A 16,635-nucleotide genomic window follows, 5' to 3' on the forward strand; every position below is an offset into this window, starting at 1 on the left:
GTGTTAAAAAAATACGTTAAATATACTTTATATGTTCCCCTAAAACTTAATTACTTCTGGTTCCCCTTGAAATGATTCAATTAAAGCCGATTTCAAAGTGATAGTTAAGACGCATTGACCTTCCAAAGTAGGATTGTATTGTGTCATTGCTGGATAAGGTTTGGCAATTTCCTGCATGGTTTTTACATCAGTAGTGATGGTTGCAAAAGCTTCATTTGAAGTTAATCGGTCGCCATTTTTGTGATCATACCAAGTTGCGATTGCAACTTGAGGATGATTGGCAATATCTAAAGCTCTTTTGGAAGCAGGATCAGTTACTACGTAAAAAACATTTGGCTGATCCTTATCCTGGTTAGCTGTGATAATTGAGCCAGCGAGTTCTCGTTCTTCATTACAAGTAGCCAGAAAAATATTATTCTCGTTTTCATTTAAAACTGTTTGATATCTTTTTAAACTTGCTTCATCTGCCATAGTAATCTCTCCTTTGTTTTCTATACCGTTATCTTACACCATATATAGGGTAGTTTCTTGTACTTGGTACTTAAAAGATGTTTGTGATTTAATTTTAGTTGTTTTAAATAAATAACTATTTGGAACTTTGGTTTAAAGATTAATAAGAAACTAAAAGGCCACTGCCAATATAATTTGTAAAGATACTGGCAGTAGCTTTTTAGTTATTTTTAAAATCTTGGCAAACTTAGTAAATTGTCATCTAAAGTTCCGTCATGCATGGTACGGATGTAAGGCATTTTTCCTTCAGGACGAACAACTTCAACATCAGCAATTGCTTTTGAAGCAGTTGTGTAGAAAAATTTGGTACCAGAATCAATGTAAGAAATGATTAACTCAATCGAAACAACTCCGCCATTAAGCAATTGAACCGATGTGATATCACTTTCCTTGTCTGAATCCGGATTGTCTAAATGAACTTTAATAATTTCATCATTCATGATAATCACCACCTTTAAAGTCAGTATAACAACATATAGTTAATAAAAGTATGATTTAGTAGTTAACACGAAAAATAATGTAGTTTATTAACCAATGAAATGGGAAATTGTACCATTTTGCACTAAATCAGAAATCCCTAAATAAAGATAAATCACTGCTGCTAAATAATGCCCATAGCGGTTAAGTAATTGTTCAATTTTTTTATTATGACCAATTGCAATTGATCCTGCAAAAAAACTGAGTGCCATTAACATCATTATCATATAGCTAACTAGTAGTTCAAGATTCGTTTTATGAATGAAAATGGGGATATAAACGGCAATATTGTCAGCACCACAGCCTGTAATAGTCAAAATAGTGGTATTGAAAATGATTTTGAGACTTGAATTTAAGTTAGGTTCTGTTTCATTAATGGCAGGGGTTTTATTTGGAAATAAAGCTTTAATCCCAAAGAAAATTGGAAAAATCCCCAGTAACCCGATTAGCCACATTTTTGGCACTTCTCCTAATAACTTGGCAATTATCATAGGTAAGATGATTAAAACGGATGTACCAATTAAATCCCCGATTAAAATTAGCCTTGGTCGTCGATAAGTTCCTAATAATAAAACTAGTAGGAGAATATAATCTAAATTAGTTGAAAAGTAGGCGATGATTGAAGTAATTATAATTTCAATCATTGGGTTGCTCCTCCTTACGGCTTTATTTTAAAAATAAGTTTCAAAAAAGCGCTTGAATTAGATAAAATGCTAATTCAAGCGTTTTTGTATAATTGGTTAAATCAAATATTTAGGCTTCTTGGTAAGCAAATCTTTGACTTGGTCTGACAAGCTGGGTAACGGCTGACCTAATACATTTTCTAAAGCATTTTCATTTTCGGTGTTATTTTTTAGAATTTCTTCGTGTGACATTCCAAATTTAACTGCACTTTTTCCAATTCGTTCGTTTAAAGCACCAGAACGAATCAATTTTTGAATTGCAACTTTAAAAGCAATTACATCAGCAGGGAGCTTTTCTTGTTCCAAATCCGCTTGATATTCAGCTAAATCAACTGATTTAACCGGGAAATCTTTTCCAGTCACTTCATGGATTGCTTTAGCAAGTTCGTGATAAGTATGTTGTGCACCGTGAAATTCATAAACTTCTAAAGGAGTGGTTTCAATCATTGAAAGAACACGGGCAGCCCCTTCAGCATAGTAAATTTCTTCTGCCCAACCGACCGTTTCGTCTCCGGAAGCATCAATCAACGGGCTACCATTAACAACTTGCTTGATTAAATCCATTTCATTTTCCAAATACCAGTTATTGCGTAAAAAAGCATGAGGCAAACGAGCGTCAATAATCATTTTTTCAGTTTTCCGATGGTCTTGAGCTAGTGGTGCTTCACTGACATTGGCATGCGGGAAGCTCGTATAAGCTATGAACTTAACACCAGCTTTAGCCGCAGCTGTAACAACCTTTTGGTGTTGATCAAGTCGTGGATGTTTAGGATCTGGTTGTGAGGAAACGAATAAAACTCGATCAATGTCTTTAAACGCTTTTTCCATTGATTTTTCATCATTATAGTCTCCCTGACGAATCTCCAGACCAGCAGGAAACATTTTTTTGGCTTTTTCAGTGTCGCGTGCAATCACGACAATGTCATAAAATGGAACTAGAGTCACTAATTTCAAAATGGCTCGTTCACCAAAGCGACCTGTTCCAGCAGTAACTGCATATTTCATAATTTAAGGACTCCTTTGCTAACATTTTAGCATAAAAAAAGAACATGGAAAGATTCCATGTTCTGAATTGTTTTACTTAGAATGAACGAACAATTAATAAAATACCGAAGAACATGAAGTAGAAGGCTACTAAGAATAGACCAACACTAACTGCCATGCCAGGGCTGAATAAAAGGATAAATCCTAAGATAACACCTAAGACACCAAGAATCACGTCAAACCAAAAGTAACCCTTGTGTTGTTTACTAATGAAACGACTTGCCCAGAGTTCAAAGAATGAATCAAATATGAACCAAAGTGCAAGGACGATCCAAATGTAAACTGTTCCAAGTTCGGGTTTGATAAAAATCATAACACCCAAAATCAAATCGATTACGGCACTAAAAATCAACCAGCCAGAACTCATTCCTAAGGTTTTATCAATCATTGAAGTATCAGCTAGTTTGATAACTCCTTCAACAACTAATGCAATCGCAATTACATAAATCAATACTTTTAATGAGCCAAGCGGATTTCTTAAGATTACCATTGACATAATTGCAAATAAGACTCCAAGTACTAATGTAAATGGATCAAATTTTCTTTCTGAACTAAACATAATATTTTCCTCCTTCGATTTCTTTATACAATCTTAATTATATCACAGATTAGTTTTTTTATTATCGCTTGCTAGTGAAATCAAGTGTTTTATAGTAAACTTAAAAAGAAAATGTCGGGTGTTAACTTACGAAAAGAGTTGTTGATTCAACATGAAAAAATTTTTACACACCGCTAAATATTATTTAGCAGCGTTTATCATTCCAATAATTGTGATTTTGGTGGCATTTGCCTTTCGTGGTATTGAACCATTTGGGAGTCATAATTTATTGGTGAGCGATTTGGCGACGCAATATCTGCCTTTTTTTGACTTTTTGCGCAGTCAGTTAGTGCATCATACTTTTAGTACTTATTCATTCATGTTATCGCTGGGTGATAACGCCATTCCTATTTATACTTACTATTTGATGAGTCCATTGAATTTGTTAGTAGTATTTGTAAAAGCTGCGAACGTTCCGTTATTAATGGAAGCCATCATTGTGATGAAGATTGGCTTGATTAGTTTATCAATGGAATTTTTCCTGAATGTTAAGTATCATCGTCAGGATATTCAACAAGTATTAGCTGCCATTGCCTATGGATTATGCGGCTTTGTGGCGATGTATTTTTATGATTTTATGTGGCTAGAAGCTTTAATGCTGCTTCCTTTGGTAACATTGAGTCTAGAACGTTTATTTACTAAAGGAAAATGGGGCTGTTATGTTGTTACCCTAGCAGTTGCTATTATTTTGAATTATTACATGGGTTACATGATGTGCATTTATTCGGTCATTTACTTCATCTATTTAGTATTATTGCACCGACCTGCAGGAACTAAATTTTGGCATTATTTGCGTGAACACGGGGAAATGACTTGTAAGTATGTAATTAGTTCAATTTTAGCTGCGATGCTGTCATGTTTCATGTTGATTCCCACGATTGTTGGAATGCTTTCAACAGGAAAGGGAAGTCTTAGTTTGGTTAGTTTCTTACCTACGTTGCGGTTTTTGCCTTCAGCATTTGTGAGTTTAGGCGTTGGGGCAACCAACTTTGTAGGAAGATTGAATCACGAACCGTCTTTCTTTATCGGGTCGTTATTTGAAATTGGTCTCTTTGTTTTCTGGTTATCCAAACGAGTTAGTAAAAAAGAAAAACATGCTTCTTATTGGTTAGTAGGAGCAATTTTTTTTGGAATGTTGATTTCAACTTTTGATACAATTTGGCACATGTTTCAAATGCCGGCTGGATTTCCTTTCCGAGAAGTTTATATGCTGAGTTTTGTGGTAATTATGCTTGGGTATGAAGCTTATCTAAAAGGAGCGTTTCAAAATAATCAAATAGTCGTTAAAGCTGGAGTAATTGTAGCTGCACTGGTATCTTTGGGTTATGTTTCAGCTGTTATCGAATATTTCATAGCAGGCAAGTTCGGCTGGTCGACTCCATTTTACGTTGCAAGTTATTGGCATTTGGTTTGGGCCTTATTATTTATTTTGGCAACTATCCTAATGCTGATCGCTATTAACCGATATGGAAATAAGCTTTGGTGGTTAATGTTGGCATTAGTGGCTTTAGAAATGGGTACAAATGCTTGGATGTCACTAGGCGGAACGCATGAGTATGGCAGCCAGAGCAAGTTTGCTCATGCCTTTGAGCAGTCGACCAAAATTATTAAGACACAGCAAACCGGTAAGCATCAATTTGGGCGTTCTAACATCAATAATCAACTTTATGGTAAGAGTTTTAACATTAACTACAATCAATACAATGATTCGCTTTTGTATAATTTCTTTGGTGTTAATAGTTATACGTCTTCCCTAAATGTTCATACGCATGATTCGTTGTCTAAACTAGGTTTATACAGTCGTAATGAACGACGAATTAGCGTTAATGGCTCGATGCCGGTCACTAATCAATTATTAAACATTGATAATCATGTTCAGATTAACCGGCATGGGAAATATCATACCCATCGTGATTATCGCTTTAGCGGACTGGGTTATGCTGTTTCTGATAAGATTAACGGATTACACCTGGATTCAAATAATGTGTTTAAAAACTTGAATTCATTGGTTCAAAAAGAAGCGGGGAACCAGACAAATTATTTTGTGGCGAACCAAATCAACCATGTTCAAGTTAAAGAACATCGTCATGGTTATCAATATAAAGTTAAAACTACCCCGCAAATGAATGGTATTCAATACTTTGATTCACCAACGACTAGTCCTAATCAATTTTTGCAGATTAAGGTTGATGGGAAACCTTTAAAAACTGCTTATCATCAGCTTGGAGCAGAGATTATCAGAGTGGGACGTTATCAAAAAGGTCAATCATACACGATTACTTTTAATTCAAATCAGAAAATTAAGCATTTAAATCGTGATTTAGCAGGATTTGATGAAAATAAATTCAATCAATTTGTAAAAGATACTCAGCCATATAGGCTACAAGTTAAAAATCCACAAAACTTGAAATTTAAGGGAAATCATTTTGTCGGTTTTGTTAGAACTACTAAACAACGTCCACAATTATTGATTAGTATTCCTTATGATAAGGGATGGCAGGTTACCGATAATGGAAAACCTGTTAAACTTAAGAAAGTAATTAATGGATTAACTGGAATTAAGTTAAAACCCGGAAAGCATAAATTAGAATTCACATACCATATTCCCGGTTTGGTAGCAGGTATTATTTTAACAGTGCTTGGAATAGTTGGAATTGGCGGTGAACTAATTTACTTTAGAAGAAAAGACAAAAATAGGGGGAAATAAAATGGGAGTTACAGCTTATTTAGTTCGTCACGGACAAACATACTTAAACCTTTATAACAAAGTTCAAGGTTGGATTGATTCACCTTTGACTCAAAAAGGAATTAACGATGCCAAAGAAGCGGGGCGTCGTTTATCTGTTCTTCCTTTTGATGCTGCTTTTACCAGTGATTCTGGTCGAGCAGTTGAAACTGGACGTCAAATTTTAAAAGAAAATCCGAATGGATTAAACATTATTACTTACCAATATCCTGAATTACGAGAACAGTTCCACGGTTATTTTGAAGGCGATAACTTGGAACAAATGTGGCAGTTTGTTGGAGAACAAGTTAAAATCACTAATGAAAAAGGTGTTTTAGAACACTTTGGACTGGAACGTGCTCGTGATTTGATTGCCAAAGCTGATTTATATCATGATGCTGAAGACAATCAACAATTTTGGACGCGGATTGATCGTGGCTTTGATCGTATTCGAGAGAATACTAAAGATGGTGAAGTAATCTTGATTGTATCGCACGGAATGACGATTCGTTCGATTGTTGATCGTTACGCTCCTGAACTTGATCAGGGTCAACCAGCCAAAAATGGTAGTATTACAAAGTTAAATATTCTTCCTGACACGATTAAGGTTGAATATTACAATAAACTGGATGATAACATCTAATTTAACCCTAAAATAGGGTAATTATGCTAAACTAAAAGCAATCAAATAAGAAGTTGGGGTGCCTTGAGCTGAGATTATACCCATTGAACCTGATATAGTTCGGACTATCGCAGGAAACTTATCTTAATTTATGCAGGACAATTTGTCTTTTAAATTAAACAACTTTTTCGAGTTCTCAGCTCAGCGCTGAGGACTTTTTATTTTGGATTAAATTATGAAACGAGGAGTGTGGTTTATATGAAACAACAATTTTCAGAAGCATTAACGATTGCTGGAACTGATTCTGGCGGTGGAGCCGGGATTGAAGCTGACATTAAAACTATGCAGGCTTGTCAAACCTTTAGCACCAATGTAGTAGTTGGAGTAACAGCTCAGAATACGCTAGGGGTACAAGGACAGTATCCGTTGCCACGCGGAATTGTGAACGAGCAGTTTAAATCAGTTTTGGCTAATTTTGCGATTAAGGCCGCTAAAACAGGAGCATTGTTTGATGCCGAACATGTATCCATGGTGGCAGATAACTTAGCACATTATCAGTTACAGAATGTAGTGGTTGATCCGGTAATGGTAGCCAAAGGCGGTGCTCATTTATTAACCGAGCAGGGAATTAAAACTCTCAAAGAAAAATTATTACCGCAAGCTGATGTAGTAACCCCTAACTTGCCGGAAGCAGAAATTTTAGCTGGACAAAAAATTAATAGTGAGTCAGATGTAAAACAGGCTGCTATAAAGATTCAGCAGCTTGGGAGTCCGAATGTAATTATTAAAGGCGGGCATGCTCAGGACGCAACCGTTTCTGATTACGTTAGATTAGCAGATGGAACTGATTATTGGCTGACAAGTCCCCGCATTAATACTGAAAGAACGCATGGAACTGGCGATACTTTATCAGCAGCCATAGTAGCATATTTAGCTCAAGGTGCTGATCTTAAAACGGCCATTAATAAAGCGCATAAATATTTAGCTGATATTATTCAACATCCCTTGTACATTGGGAATGGTCACGGACCGTTGAATCATGGCAGCTGGAAGGATGATAATGATGAAATTTAATCCACAGATGCTACAGGTTTATTTAGTAATTGGCACGCAAAATACCAATAATGATCCCCAACGTTTGTTGAAAATTGTCAAAGAAGCACTTGCTGCAGGAGTAACAGCGGTGCAGTATCGTGAAAAAGACGGAACAACTTTAACAAAAGCTGAAAAAGTTGCTTTAGGACGGCAGTTACATCAAATTACTCAAGCAAAACAAGTTCCGTTATTTGTCGATGATGACTATGAATTAGCTCGTACAATTGGTGCAGAAGGAATCCATGTTGGACAAAGTGACACGCGAGCTGACGTAATTCACCAGCTAGCACCTGATTTAATGATGGGATTGTCAGTTCATAACTTAGAAGAACTAGAACGCAGCCGGTCTTTATTGCCAGTTGTTGATTATCTTGGAGTTGGACCGATTTTTGCAACCGCTAGCAAAATTAAGGTTAAAGATCCGATTGGGATGCAAGGATTAGACGATGTAATAACACAAACTAGCAAACCAGTCGTTGCTATCGGTGGAATTCATGAAAACAATGTAACTGATTTTAAAACTGAAAAAGTTACAGGTGTTGCTGTGATATCAGCGATTACTAAAAGTTCAGATATTAAAAATACCGTTCAAATTTTAAAACAGCGAGGAAAATAACATGAAACAAAATTTTATTCAGCAAATTAGAGCTAAAAGTCCGATTGTCTTAAACATTGCCAACTTTATTACTCCCCAACATGTTGCAGATGGAATTAACTATGTGGGCGGTTCTCCGATGATGGTAGCTGACCCGCTTGAAGTTAAAGACTTAGCAAAGCTAGCTAACGCCGTTACTATCAACATTGGCTCAACTAATCCAGCTGCACAACTCTGTGCTTTAAGTGCAGGAGAACAAGCTAATACGATGGACACTCCGGTAATCTTAGATCCAGTAGCGGTTGGTGCGACTGCTTTGCGAAAAGAACGAGTGCAGCAGATTTTGCAAAATGTAAAGATTGATACCATTCGCGGAAATATTGGCGAGATTGCAGCATTGTCAGGCATAAATTGGCAAAGTCATGGGATTGATGCTGGAAGCGGAGCTGGTGATTCAATTGAAATTGCCAAAAAGGCCGCACAAACATTACAAACTAAAATTGTGATTTCTGGATCTACTGATATTGTGACAGATGGAAAGACTGTTTATCTGATAAACAATAACGCCCCCATGTTAAAAACAAATGTGGGGATGGGAGACGTTTTAGATGGTATTTTAGGAACTGGTCTGAGTCTAGATAATTCATTAGAAACGCTTGCTTATACGACCGGAATTCTACCAGTGGCAGCAGAATTAGCTACTGTAGATAATAAAAATGCAGCAACCTTTTTACAACATACGTATGATAATTTAGCTAGTTTAGACGATGAAACTTTTTTTAAACGCCTTAAAATTGAAAAAAGATAAAAACAAAAATCCATCTCATAATGAGGTGGATTTTTTGTAACTTTAAAATTATTTTTAACTGTTGAAATTATCCTTAAAAGGGTTAACATATATTTTAGTTGTTTTAAATTTTAGAGAGTTTGAACGATTTTAAAGATGAGGTGAACTAGGATGGATCATAAAATGACAGATGACGATTACGCACAACTCCCTGTTGCCGAACTAGTGAAGGATTTAGGTTCATCAGTTACTGATGGATTAACCAACACTGAGGTTCAGCAAAAGCTGAAGACTGTGGGGAAGAATGTCATTGAAAAGGGACAGAAAGAAAATGGATTCTGGAATTTTATTAAGAATTTTACTTCCTTGATGGCTTGTCTCTTGTGGGTTTCAGGTGTGATTGCTATTTTGGCAGGAACTCCTGAACTTGGGATTGCGATTTGGGCGGTTAACATCATCAACGGGTTGTTTTCTTATTGGGAAGAACACGCTGCTAAAAAAGCCACGGATGCTTTAAGTAAAATGTTACCTACATATGTAAGTGTGATTCGAGATGGAAAAAAGATTCAGGTTATAGCTGAAGATTTAGTTCCTGGAGACTTAGTGGTCTTGCAAGCAGGAGATGCAATTCCAGCTGATGCGAGAGTTTTAAGCTCATCTTCGCTGCAAGTTGATGAATCAGCTTTAACCGGTGAATCTGTCCCTGTCGATAAATTTGCCGATTATAAACATGGCGATGGAAAATTTGCAATTGATAATATTGTTTTCGCTGGAACGGTTGTTACTAGTGGAACTGCTACCGTAATGGTAGTCGAAACGGGTATGAATACTGAATTTGGTCAAATTGCCAAGTTGACACAAAATCAAAAAGGAACCGTATCGCCTTTAACTAAAGAATTAAACCGACTTACACGTCAGCTTTCTGTACTTGCTTTAGTAATTGGACTTGGATTCTTTGTGTTAGCTATTTTCTTTGTGCATTATCCAATTGCCAAATCATTTATTTTTGCATTAGGAATGATTGTGGCCTTTATTCCTGAAGGACTGTTGCCAACAGTTACTTTGTCATTGGCACATGGAACGAAAGTTATGGCTAAAAAACATGCGTTATTGAAAAACTTGGATAGTGTGGAAACATTGGGTGAAACTAACGTGATTTGTTCTGATAAAACAGGAACGTTAACGCAAAACCAAATGACGGTTAATCACATTTGGTTGCCTGATAAGGAATACACGGTTACCGGAACAGGTTATTTTAACAATGGAAAAATCCAGTTTAATCAACAAGATGTTAATTTAAAAAATGAAAAAGACTTATCTCTGCTGCTAGATATTGCACTTTTAAATAATGATACGAAAGTTCAAGGCGGCGAAGAAGGTAAAACCGCACCTAAAATTTTAGGAACGCCGACTGAAGCCGGCTTAAACATTTTAACAGCAAAAGGCGGGTTGGATTTAGACCAACGCATGCAAGCTACTCCTCGTTTGAAAGAATTACCATTTGATTCGACTAGAAGACGGATGACAACTTTGCAGCAAGAATCCGACGGCAAAGTTGCTGTGTATGTCAAAGGGGCTTTATCGAATATGATGCAGGTCTGTGACCGAATTTTAATTAATGGCGAAGTCCGTCCTATGACCAATGCTGATAAAACTAAAATCGATCAAGCTAATCAAGATTATGCAGCCCAAGGATTACGCTCATTGGCTTTTGCTTACAATACAATTGCAGCCGACGATGTTTCTAGTGCTATGATTGAAAATACAGAACAGCATCTGATTTTTGTGGGATTAGCTGTTATGCAGGATCCGCCTCGAGAAGAAATTTATGATGCTGTGAAAAAGTGTCATAGTGCTGATATTAAAATCATTATGGTAACTGGAGATAGTTCTTTAACCGCTAAAAGTATTGCAGTTAAGATTGGGATTGTTTCTGACAAAGCCCGTGTAATTACTGGTGCCGAATTAAATCAGATGAGTGATGATGAATTACGTCAAGCAGTCAAAGGCGAAGTGATTTTTGCACGAGTTGCTCCAGAAGATAAATATCGAATTGTGTCAATGTGTCAGGCTAATGGTGAGATTGTCGCAGCCACTGGTGATGGAGTAAATGATGCACCGGCCTTGAAAAAAGCTAACATTGGGATTGCCATGGGAGTAACAGGTACTGATGTTGCTAAAGAAGCTGCCGATATGATTTTAACTGATGATAATTTTGCTTCAATCGTATCCGCAATTGAAGAAGGACGAACGGTTTACAGTAATATCCAGAAATTTTTGGTATATATCTTTAACAGTAATTTGTCTGAAGCATTTCCATCCTTACTATTTATTATTTCAGGCGGTTTAATTCCGCTTGCCTTAACGGTAATGCAGATTTTAACCGTTGATTTAGGAACTGATATGTTGCCAGCTCTAGGTTTAGGAGCTGAAAAAAGTGAACCGGGGATTATGGATCGACCACCACGCAAACGGGATGCCCATTTGCTAAATAAAGGAATTTTATTAAAGAGTTTCTGTTATTATGGGTTGATTGGATCGCTGGTTTCAGCAGATGCGTACTTCTTTGTCAACTGGCAATATGGTTGGCCAAGTGTATCATTAGCTCATGGCGGTTATGTATATGCGGCTGCTACTACTATGACTTTGGCAGCAATTGTCTTTTGTCAGGTAGCTACTGTGTTAAATTGTCGAACGGAAACCACATCATTGTTTAAGATTGGAATTTTTTCTAATCATCGAATTATGTGGGGAATCGTCTTTGAAATTTGTTTGTTGACATTTTTAATCTACGTGCCTTTTGTCCACGGACTTTTTGGAACTGCCCCAATTAATTTGCTAGATTGGATTTATTTATTATGTATTCCGGTTCCACTGATTTTAATTGATGAAGCACGTAAATGGTTTATCAGAAAATATATGAATAAGAAAAAAGCAGCATAACAATACAAAAAAGTCCAAGTAATTAAATTTTTAATTACTTGGACTTTTTGCATGTAATATTTTAATTATTAAGAACCATTGGCTTTATTAACTGCTTGGTTAACGGCATTTCTAAAACCGTTTTGATCTAAGGCAACGACACCCTTAATCGTTGAACCGCCAGGAGAAGTTACCTGATCTTTTAAGATGGCTGGATTAGTTTTGGTATCAAGAGCTAACTTAGCACTACCAAACACCATGCTGGAAGCCACTTCATATGAAGTTTCACGATCTAAGCCATTTTGCACGGCTGCATCAGAGAGGGCACTTAAAAAGACATCTACAAATGCTGGACCGCATCCTGCGACTGTTCCTACAATACCAAGATCTTTTTCTGCAACAGGAACCAATGTACCAAGTGATTTCAAGATGGAATCAGCAGTTTCCTGATCTTTTTCAGTCGCAGTGTCAGATTTAGCCATGGCAATACAACCAGCATTAACTGCAACTGGAATATTAGGAACGATTGCAACTACTGAATTATCTGGAAAGACTTCTTTAAGTGAATCAGGAGAAACACCTTGAGCAGCTGAAATAATGATTGTAGAAGGTTTTAACTTCACACTGTCCAAGATGTTGATGGTAATAGCAGCTGGAGTGGTAATGAACAACACATCCAAATTACTTAAATCGTCGTTTTTTGAAATTTGGAAACCGATTTCTTTTTGGAAATTTAAGAGACGTTCGTTTACATGGTGACCTTTTACAAAAATATTATTTACATCATATTTGTTGGCTAAGCCGCGAATGATGGCACTGCCCATGTGTCCAGCACCTAAGATACCAATATTCATAAATAAAACTCCTTTTGATTAATATTATTTTCCCAAGTATAACATGCACAATGCAATTTTTTGAAGGAATTACGAATTGAATCAGTTAGTAGGGGTTGTTGCTAAAGCCTGATCAAGATCGTCATTAGTAATGTTAGTTAAATCTTCAGTGCTAGGTTCGTCTTTTTGAAATGCAACTCGACGAGCCTGTGCTTGCAACATTGCTTGATAGACATTTCTGGCCCAGCGAGCATTTCCAGTTGGCTGATGTTTTTCAATAAAGTTTTTAATTGTTTCTTGGAAATATTTTTCGTCACTTAGTTTGACAATTTCGTCATGAGTAATCATTTTAAATAGGATTTGGACTAATTCGTCAGTAGAATAATCAGCAAAGAAAATTCGATTAGGAATTCGGGATCTTAATCCGGGATTATCGTTTAGGAATTCTTCCATTTCATTGGTATAACCAGCGAGAATTACGATTAAATCTTTTCGGTGATTTTCCATTCCAATAATCAACTGATCAATGGCTTCATGACCAAAATCAGTTGGGCTATCGGGATGGGAAAGCTGATAGGCTTCATCAATGAAAAGAACACCACCAAGCGAACTTTGAATGACCTTTTTAGTCCGATCAGCAGTAGTTCCGGTATAGTGGCCGACTAAATCGGAACGGTCTGTATTAACGAACTTGCTATCCTTGATGATGCCATTTTGATAGAGAATGGTTGCAAACAACTTTGCAACCGTTGTTTTACCAGTCCCGGGATCTCCGACAAAGACCATATGTTTACTAATGCCGGCAGGAACTTTGAGACCGTGTTTTTCCCGAAGATTGTTTACTTTAGCAATCGCAATCATATCAGTGATTTGTTTTTTGGCACTCTCTAGCCCAGTTAAATTTTCTAATTCTTTTAAGGCATCGATGGAAGTATCTAATTTCTCGATGTTAAGGTTTAAATCATCACTGGATTGCTCGTTATTGTCACTATTAGAATCGGTGGTTTTGTTTTTAATATCAGTTAAATTAGATAAGTCTAAATCAGCAAGCGGCTGATTATCGTAGAGTCCGGCAGCGTATTCATAACGATCGTTGAATTTCGAAATATCGACTGTGGCAATATTGGAACTATCATCTTGTTCTAAACTGATTAGATCAACGAGGGGCAAAGCCTGATTTAGTTTTTCAGCAGTGGTTTTTTGTTTTAAAGGAAAGTACAAATACATTTCACGTTTTTTAAAGTTAAAATTATAGCCGAAAGTATCTCCAATCACTGGACTAAGCAAGTTGTATAAAGTGACCATATTGTCAGTCCAGTCGGTAAAACCACCTTCATCATTTTGTACATGTTGATTGGACTTGATGTTTTTTATTTTAAAAGTTTTGGTTTCTAGATTACTGTCTAATTTATAGTTAGAGCGGTAAAACAACTGACCATATTCTTTTAATTCTTCAAAAGTCATAAATACACTCCCTTACTTATATGTCTAACCTATTTATTTTATAAGTAAGCGGGCAAAAAGTAAACAAAAATAAAAGACGATTGCTCGTCTTTTTTGGAAACTTATTTATTTTTGTAATAATTCGTTGTCAATTGCTTTGACATAACTTTGTAAACGTTGTTTGGCAGCTTCAGCTGTATCAGCTTTTATTCCGACATAAAATTTAATTTTAGGTTCGGTTCCAGAAGGTCTGATTGCCAACCAGGTTCCATCTGCTAACCAGTATTTCAAAACGTTGGATTGAGGTAAATTGATTTTGGTTTGATGTCCATCTGCATCCGTTTTTTCAGAAGTTTGAAAATCTTCTAAGGCGGTTACTTTCACGCCATTAAATGAAGTTAATGGATGATTTCTGAAGTTCTTCATCAAATCAGCCATTTTCTTTTGACCATCAACTCCGTCAAATTCTTCTGAAATAGTTTTTTCTTCAAAATAGCCATATTCTTTGTATAATTCTTGCAAACCGTCATACAATGTCATACCGCGCTTTTTGTAATAAGCGGCAACCTCTGCCAATAACATGGTAGACTGAATGGCATCTTTATCACGGACGAATGGTTTAATTAAGTAACCAAAACTTTCTTCAAAACCAAAGAGGAAGGTGTGATCGTGATTTTCTTCAAAGTTTTTAATTTGTTCGGCAATAAATTTAAAACCAGTCAAAACGTTTCGCATTTCAATGCCATAACTTTTAGCAATATCAGTAGCTAATTCGGTTGAAACAATTGATTTAACTACCATTCCGTCAGCAGGAAGTGTTCCAGCATCTTTTTTAGCTTGTAAAATGTAGTGCAATAATACGCTGGCGATTTGATTACCGCTCATTAAAGTGTATTCGCCATCAGGCTGACGTACTGCTGCCCCGAGCCGATCAGCATCAGGGTCGGTGGCGATTAAAACATCGGCATTTTCTTTTTTGCCTAATTTGATAGCTAAATCAAACGTTTGGGCAAATTCTGGATTAGGGAATGGGGTAGTTGGGAATTCTGGATCAGCAATAGTTTGTTCAATCACTGCATCGTAATTTTTGAAACCAGCATCTGATAATGCTCGTCTAGCAATGATTTTTCCTGTTCCATGTAAAGGTGTGTATATAAATTTTAAGTCTTTCCCGACTTCTTTGATTAAATCATGATTGACATTGACAGTTTTCGCTTCTTTCAAGTAATCAACATCAACATTTTCACCGACGATACTCATTAATTTTTCGTGACGCAGTTCTTTTTCATCTGCAACCGGAATTGCAAAGAGATCGTCAACTTTACGAACATATGAAGTCATCAAGTCTGATTCTTTAGGTGGCATTTGTCCACCATCGGCACCATAAATTTTATAACCGTTGTATTGTTTAGGGTTATGGCTGGCAGTAATCATAATACCAGCATAGGTATGTAAATTGCGGACAGCAAATGAAAGTTCAGGTGTGGGGCGAATGTCATCAAAAACAAAAGTTTTGATACCATGAGCACCCAGTACGCGGGCAGCTTCATGTGCAAATAATTGAGAATTATAACGGGGATCAAAACTAATGGCAACCCCGCGATCCCTTTCGGCTGGATCAAGTGTTTCCATTAGCTTAGCGAGTCCTTCGGTGGCTTGTCGAACCGTATAAATGTTCATTCGGTTAGTCCCAGCACCTAGCAACCCACGCATTCCAGCGGTTCCAAATGACAATGAAGTACTAAAAGCATCTTCTTTAGCAGCGTCATCGTCTTTAATTTTTTCTAAATCTCTTTTTAGTTCAGCTGGCATGTCTGCTGCATTTATCCACGCGTTATATTTTTGATCAATTTCTGTTTTGTTCATTAAATAGTCTCCTATAAAATTGTTCCATAAGTATTAATGCTATGCCAAATTATAGTTATTAATCTTAGTTACGTCAATTAAACTCGGATTTATTAGGATGATTTGGTACCTTATCTAGTTATGTTACAATATATATAAATTGAGTGGGGTGACTAAAGATGAAATTTGATTTTGAACCCGGACGTTTTTATGCAAATGACGAACAAGGAAATTTGGTTGCAGAAGTTAGTTTTACGGTTGAGGATGAGACTATTTTTATTAACCATACTTTTGTAAATCCTGATTACCGTGGTCGAGGATTAGCTGGTAAATTAATGTTGGTGATGATTGATTATGCTGAAAAGCAACATCAGCAGATTGTTCCGGTTTGTTCTTTTGCACAGACGTTTTTTGCACGCAATACCAAATATAATCATTTATTAAGGAGAAATTAAA

Annotated in this window: 15 protein-coding genes and 1 riboswitch; of the genes, 7 read left to right on the forward strand and 8 right to left on the reverse strand. The window is 36.5% G+C overall.

Translation table 11 applies throughout. The annotated features are described in order from the left end of the window. Positions 1-39 precede the first annotated feature (39 nt). The 5 genes from BHU33_RS03530 to BHU33_RS03550 all read right to left on the reverse strand — a co-directional run bounded on the left by BHU33_RS03530 (position 40) and on the right by BHU33_RS03550 (position 3,273). Positions 40-471 carry a pyridoxamine 5'-phosphate oxidase family protein gene (locus BHU33_RS03530; protein WP_054646005.1) on the reverse strand — a complete coding sequence of 144 codons (432 nt, stop codon included), beginning with the start codon at positions 469-471 and terminating at the stop codon, positions 40-42. Between the two features lie 209 nt (positions 472-680). Then, positions 681-950 carry a DUF3892 domain-containing protein gene (locus tag BHU33_RS03535; protein WP_054646004.1) on the reverse strand — a complete coding sequence of 90 codons (270 nt, stop codon included), beginning with the start codon at positions 948-950 and terminating at the stop codon, positions 681-683. Between the two features lie 87 nt (positions 951-1,037). Continuing rightward, positions 1,038-1,631 (reverse strand): cadmium resistance transporter, encoded by a 594-nt coding sequence (locus BHU33_RS03540; protein WP_056997721.1) that lies wholly within the window; start codon positions 1,629-1,631, stop codon positions 1,038-1,040. Positions 1,632-1,727: 96 nt separating this feature from the next. Continuing rightward, the gene (locus BHU33_RS03545) at positions 1,728-2,675 is read right to left on the reverse strand and encodes an NAD(P)H-binding protein (RefSeq protein ID WP_054646002.1); all 948 of its coding nucleotides are present in this window, start codon (positions 2,673-2,675) and stop codon (positions 1,728-1,730) included. Between the two features lie 76 nt (positions 2,676-2,751). Next, on the reverse strand, positions 2,752-3,273 hold the full coding sequence (locus BHU33_RS03550; protein WP_054646001.1) for an HdeD family acid-resistance protein: 522 nt from the start codon (positions 3,271-3,273) through the stop codon (positions 2,752-2,754). Between the two features lie 151 nt (positions 3,274-3,424). On the opposite strand from BHU33_RS03550, the gene BHU33_RS03555 reads away from it, so the two are divergent. The 6 genes from BHU33_RS03555 (at position 3,425) to BHU33_RS03580 (ending at position 12,079) form a co-directional block, all read left to right on the forward strand. Beyond that, positions 3,425-6,019 (forward strand): YfhO family protein, encoded by a 2,595-nt coding sequence (locus tag BHU33_RS03555; protein ID WP_056997720.1) that lies wholly within the window; start codon positions 3,425-3,427, stop codon positions 6,017-6,019. 1 nt (position 6,020) lies between these two features. After that, positions 6,021-6,680 (forward strand): histidine phosphatase family protein, encoded by a 660-nt coding sequence (locus BHU33_RS03560; protein ID WP_054646000.1) that lies wholly within the window; start codon positions 6,021-6,023, stop codon positions 6,678-6,680. A gap of 44 nt (positions 6,681-6,724) precedes the next feature. Then, positions 6,725-6,813: riboswitch (TPP riboswitch) on the forward strand. A 104-nt stretch (positions 6,814-6,917) separates the two neighbouring features. Continuing rightward, positions 6,918-7,733: a bifunctional hydroxymethylpyrimidine kinase/phosphomethylpyrimidine kinase gene (gene thiD, locus BHU33_RS03565; protein ID WP_056997719.1), complete on the forward strand. Its 816-nt coding sequence runs from the start codon at positions 6,918-6,920 to the stop codon at positions 7,731-7,733. Beyond that, positions 7,720-8,370 carry a thiamine phosphate synthase gene (gene thiE / locus BHU33_RS03570; RefSeq protein WP_054645999.1) on the forward strand — a complete coding sequence of 217 codons (651 nt, stop codon included), beginning with the start codon at positions 7,720-7,722 and terminating at the stop codon, positions 8,368-8,370. Before thiD ends, thiE begins: the two co-directional genes overlap by 14 nt. A 1-nt stretch (position 8,371) precedes the next feature. Further along, positions 8,372-9,157, forward strand: coding sequence for a hydroxyethylthiazole kinase (thiM, locus tag BHU33_RS03575; protein ID WP_054645998.1), 786 nt, complete (start codon positions 8,372-8,374; stop codon positions 9,155-9,157). A 150-nt stretch (positions 9,158-9,307) separates the two neighbouring features. Then, positions 9,308-12,079, forward strand: coding sequence for a cation-translocating P-type ATPase (locus tag BHU33_RS03580; protein ID WP_054645997.1), 2,772 nt, complete (start codon positions 9,308-9,310; stop codon positions 12,077-12,079). Positions 12,080-12,147: 68 nt separating this feature from the next. On the opposite strand, the gene proC is transcribed toward BHU33_RS03580, so the two are convergent. From proC to BHU33_RS03595, 3 genes are all read right to left on the reverse strand, one after another. Beyond that, entirely contained in the window at positions 12,148-12,912 is a 765-nt protein-coding gene (gene proC, locus BHU33_RS03585; protein ID WP_054645996.1) for a pyrroline-5-carboxylate reductase, read from the reverse strand. Between the two features lie 81 nt (positions 12,913-12,993). Then, positions 12,994-14,355, reverse strand: coding sequence for an AAA family ATPase (locus tag BHU33_RS03590; protein WP_054645995.1), 1,362 nt, complete (start codon positions 14,353-14,355; stop codon positions 12,994-12,996). Between the two features lie 105 nt (positions 14,356-14,460). Beyond that, entirely contained in the window at positions 14,461-16,146 is a 1,686-nt protein-coding gene (locus BHU33_RS03595; protein WP_404825440.1) for a phospho-sugar mutase, read from the reverse strand. A 212-nt stretch (positions 16,147-16,358) separates the two neighbouring features. Here BHU33_RS03595 and BHU33_RS03600 point away from each other — a divergent pair, with 212 nt between their 5' ends. Continuing rightward, positions 16,359-16,634, forward strand: a complete 276-nt coding sequence (locus BHU33_RS03600) for a GNAT family N-acetyltransferase (protein WP_054645993.1) — start codon at positions 16,359-16,361, stop codon at positions 16,632-16,634. The last annotated feature ends 1 nt before the right edge of the window (position 16,635 follow it).

Source organism: Fructilactobacillus lindneri DSM 20690 = JCM 11027 (assembly GCF_002907375.1).
In the GTDB taxonomy this organism is placed as follows: Bacteria; Bacillota; Bacilli; order Lactobacillales; family Lactobacillaceae; genus Fructilactobacillus; species Fructilactobacillus lindneri.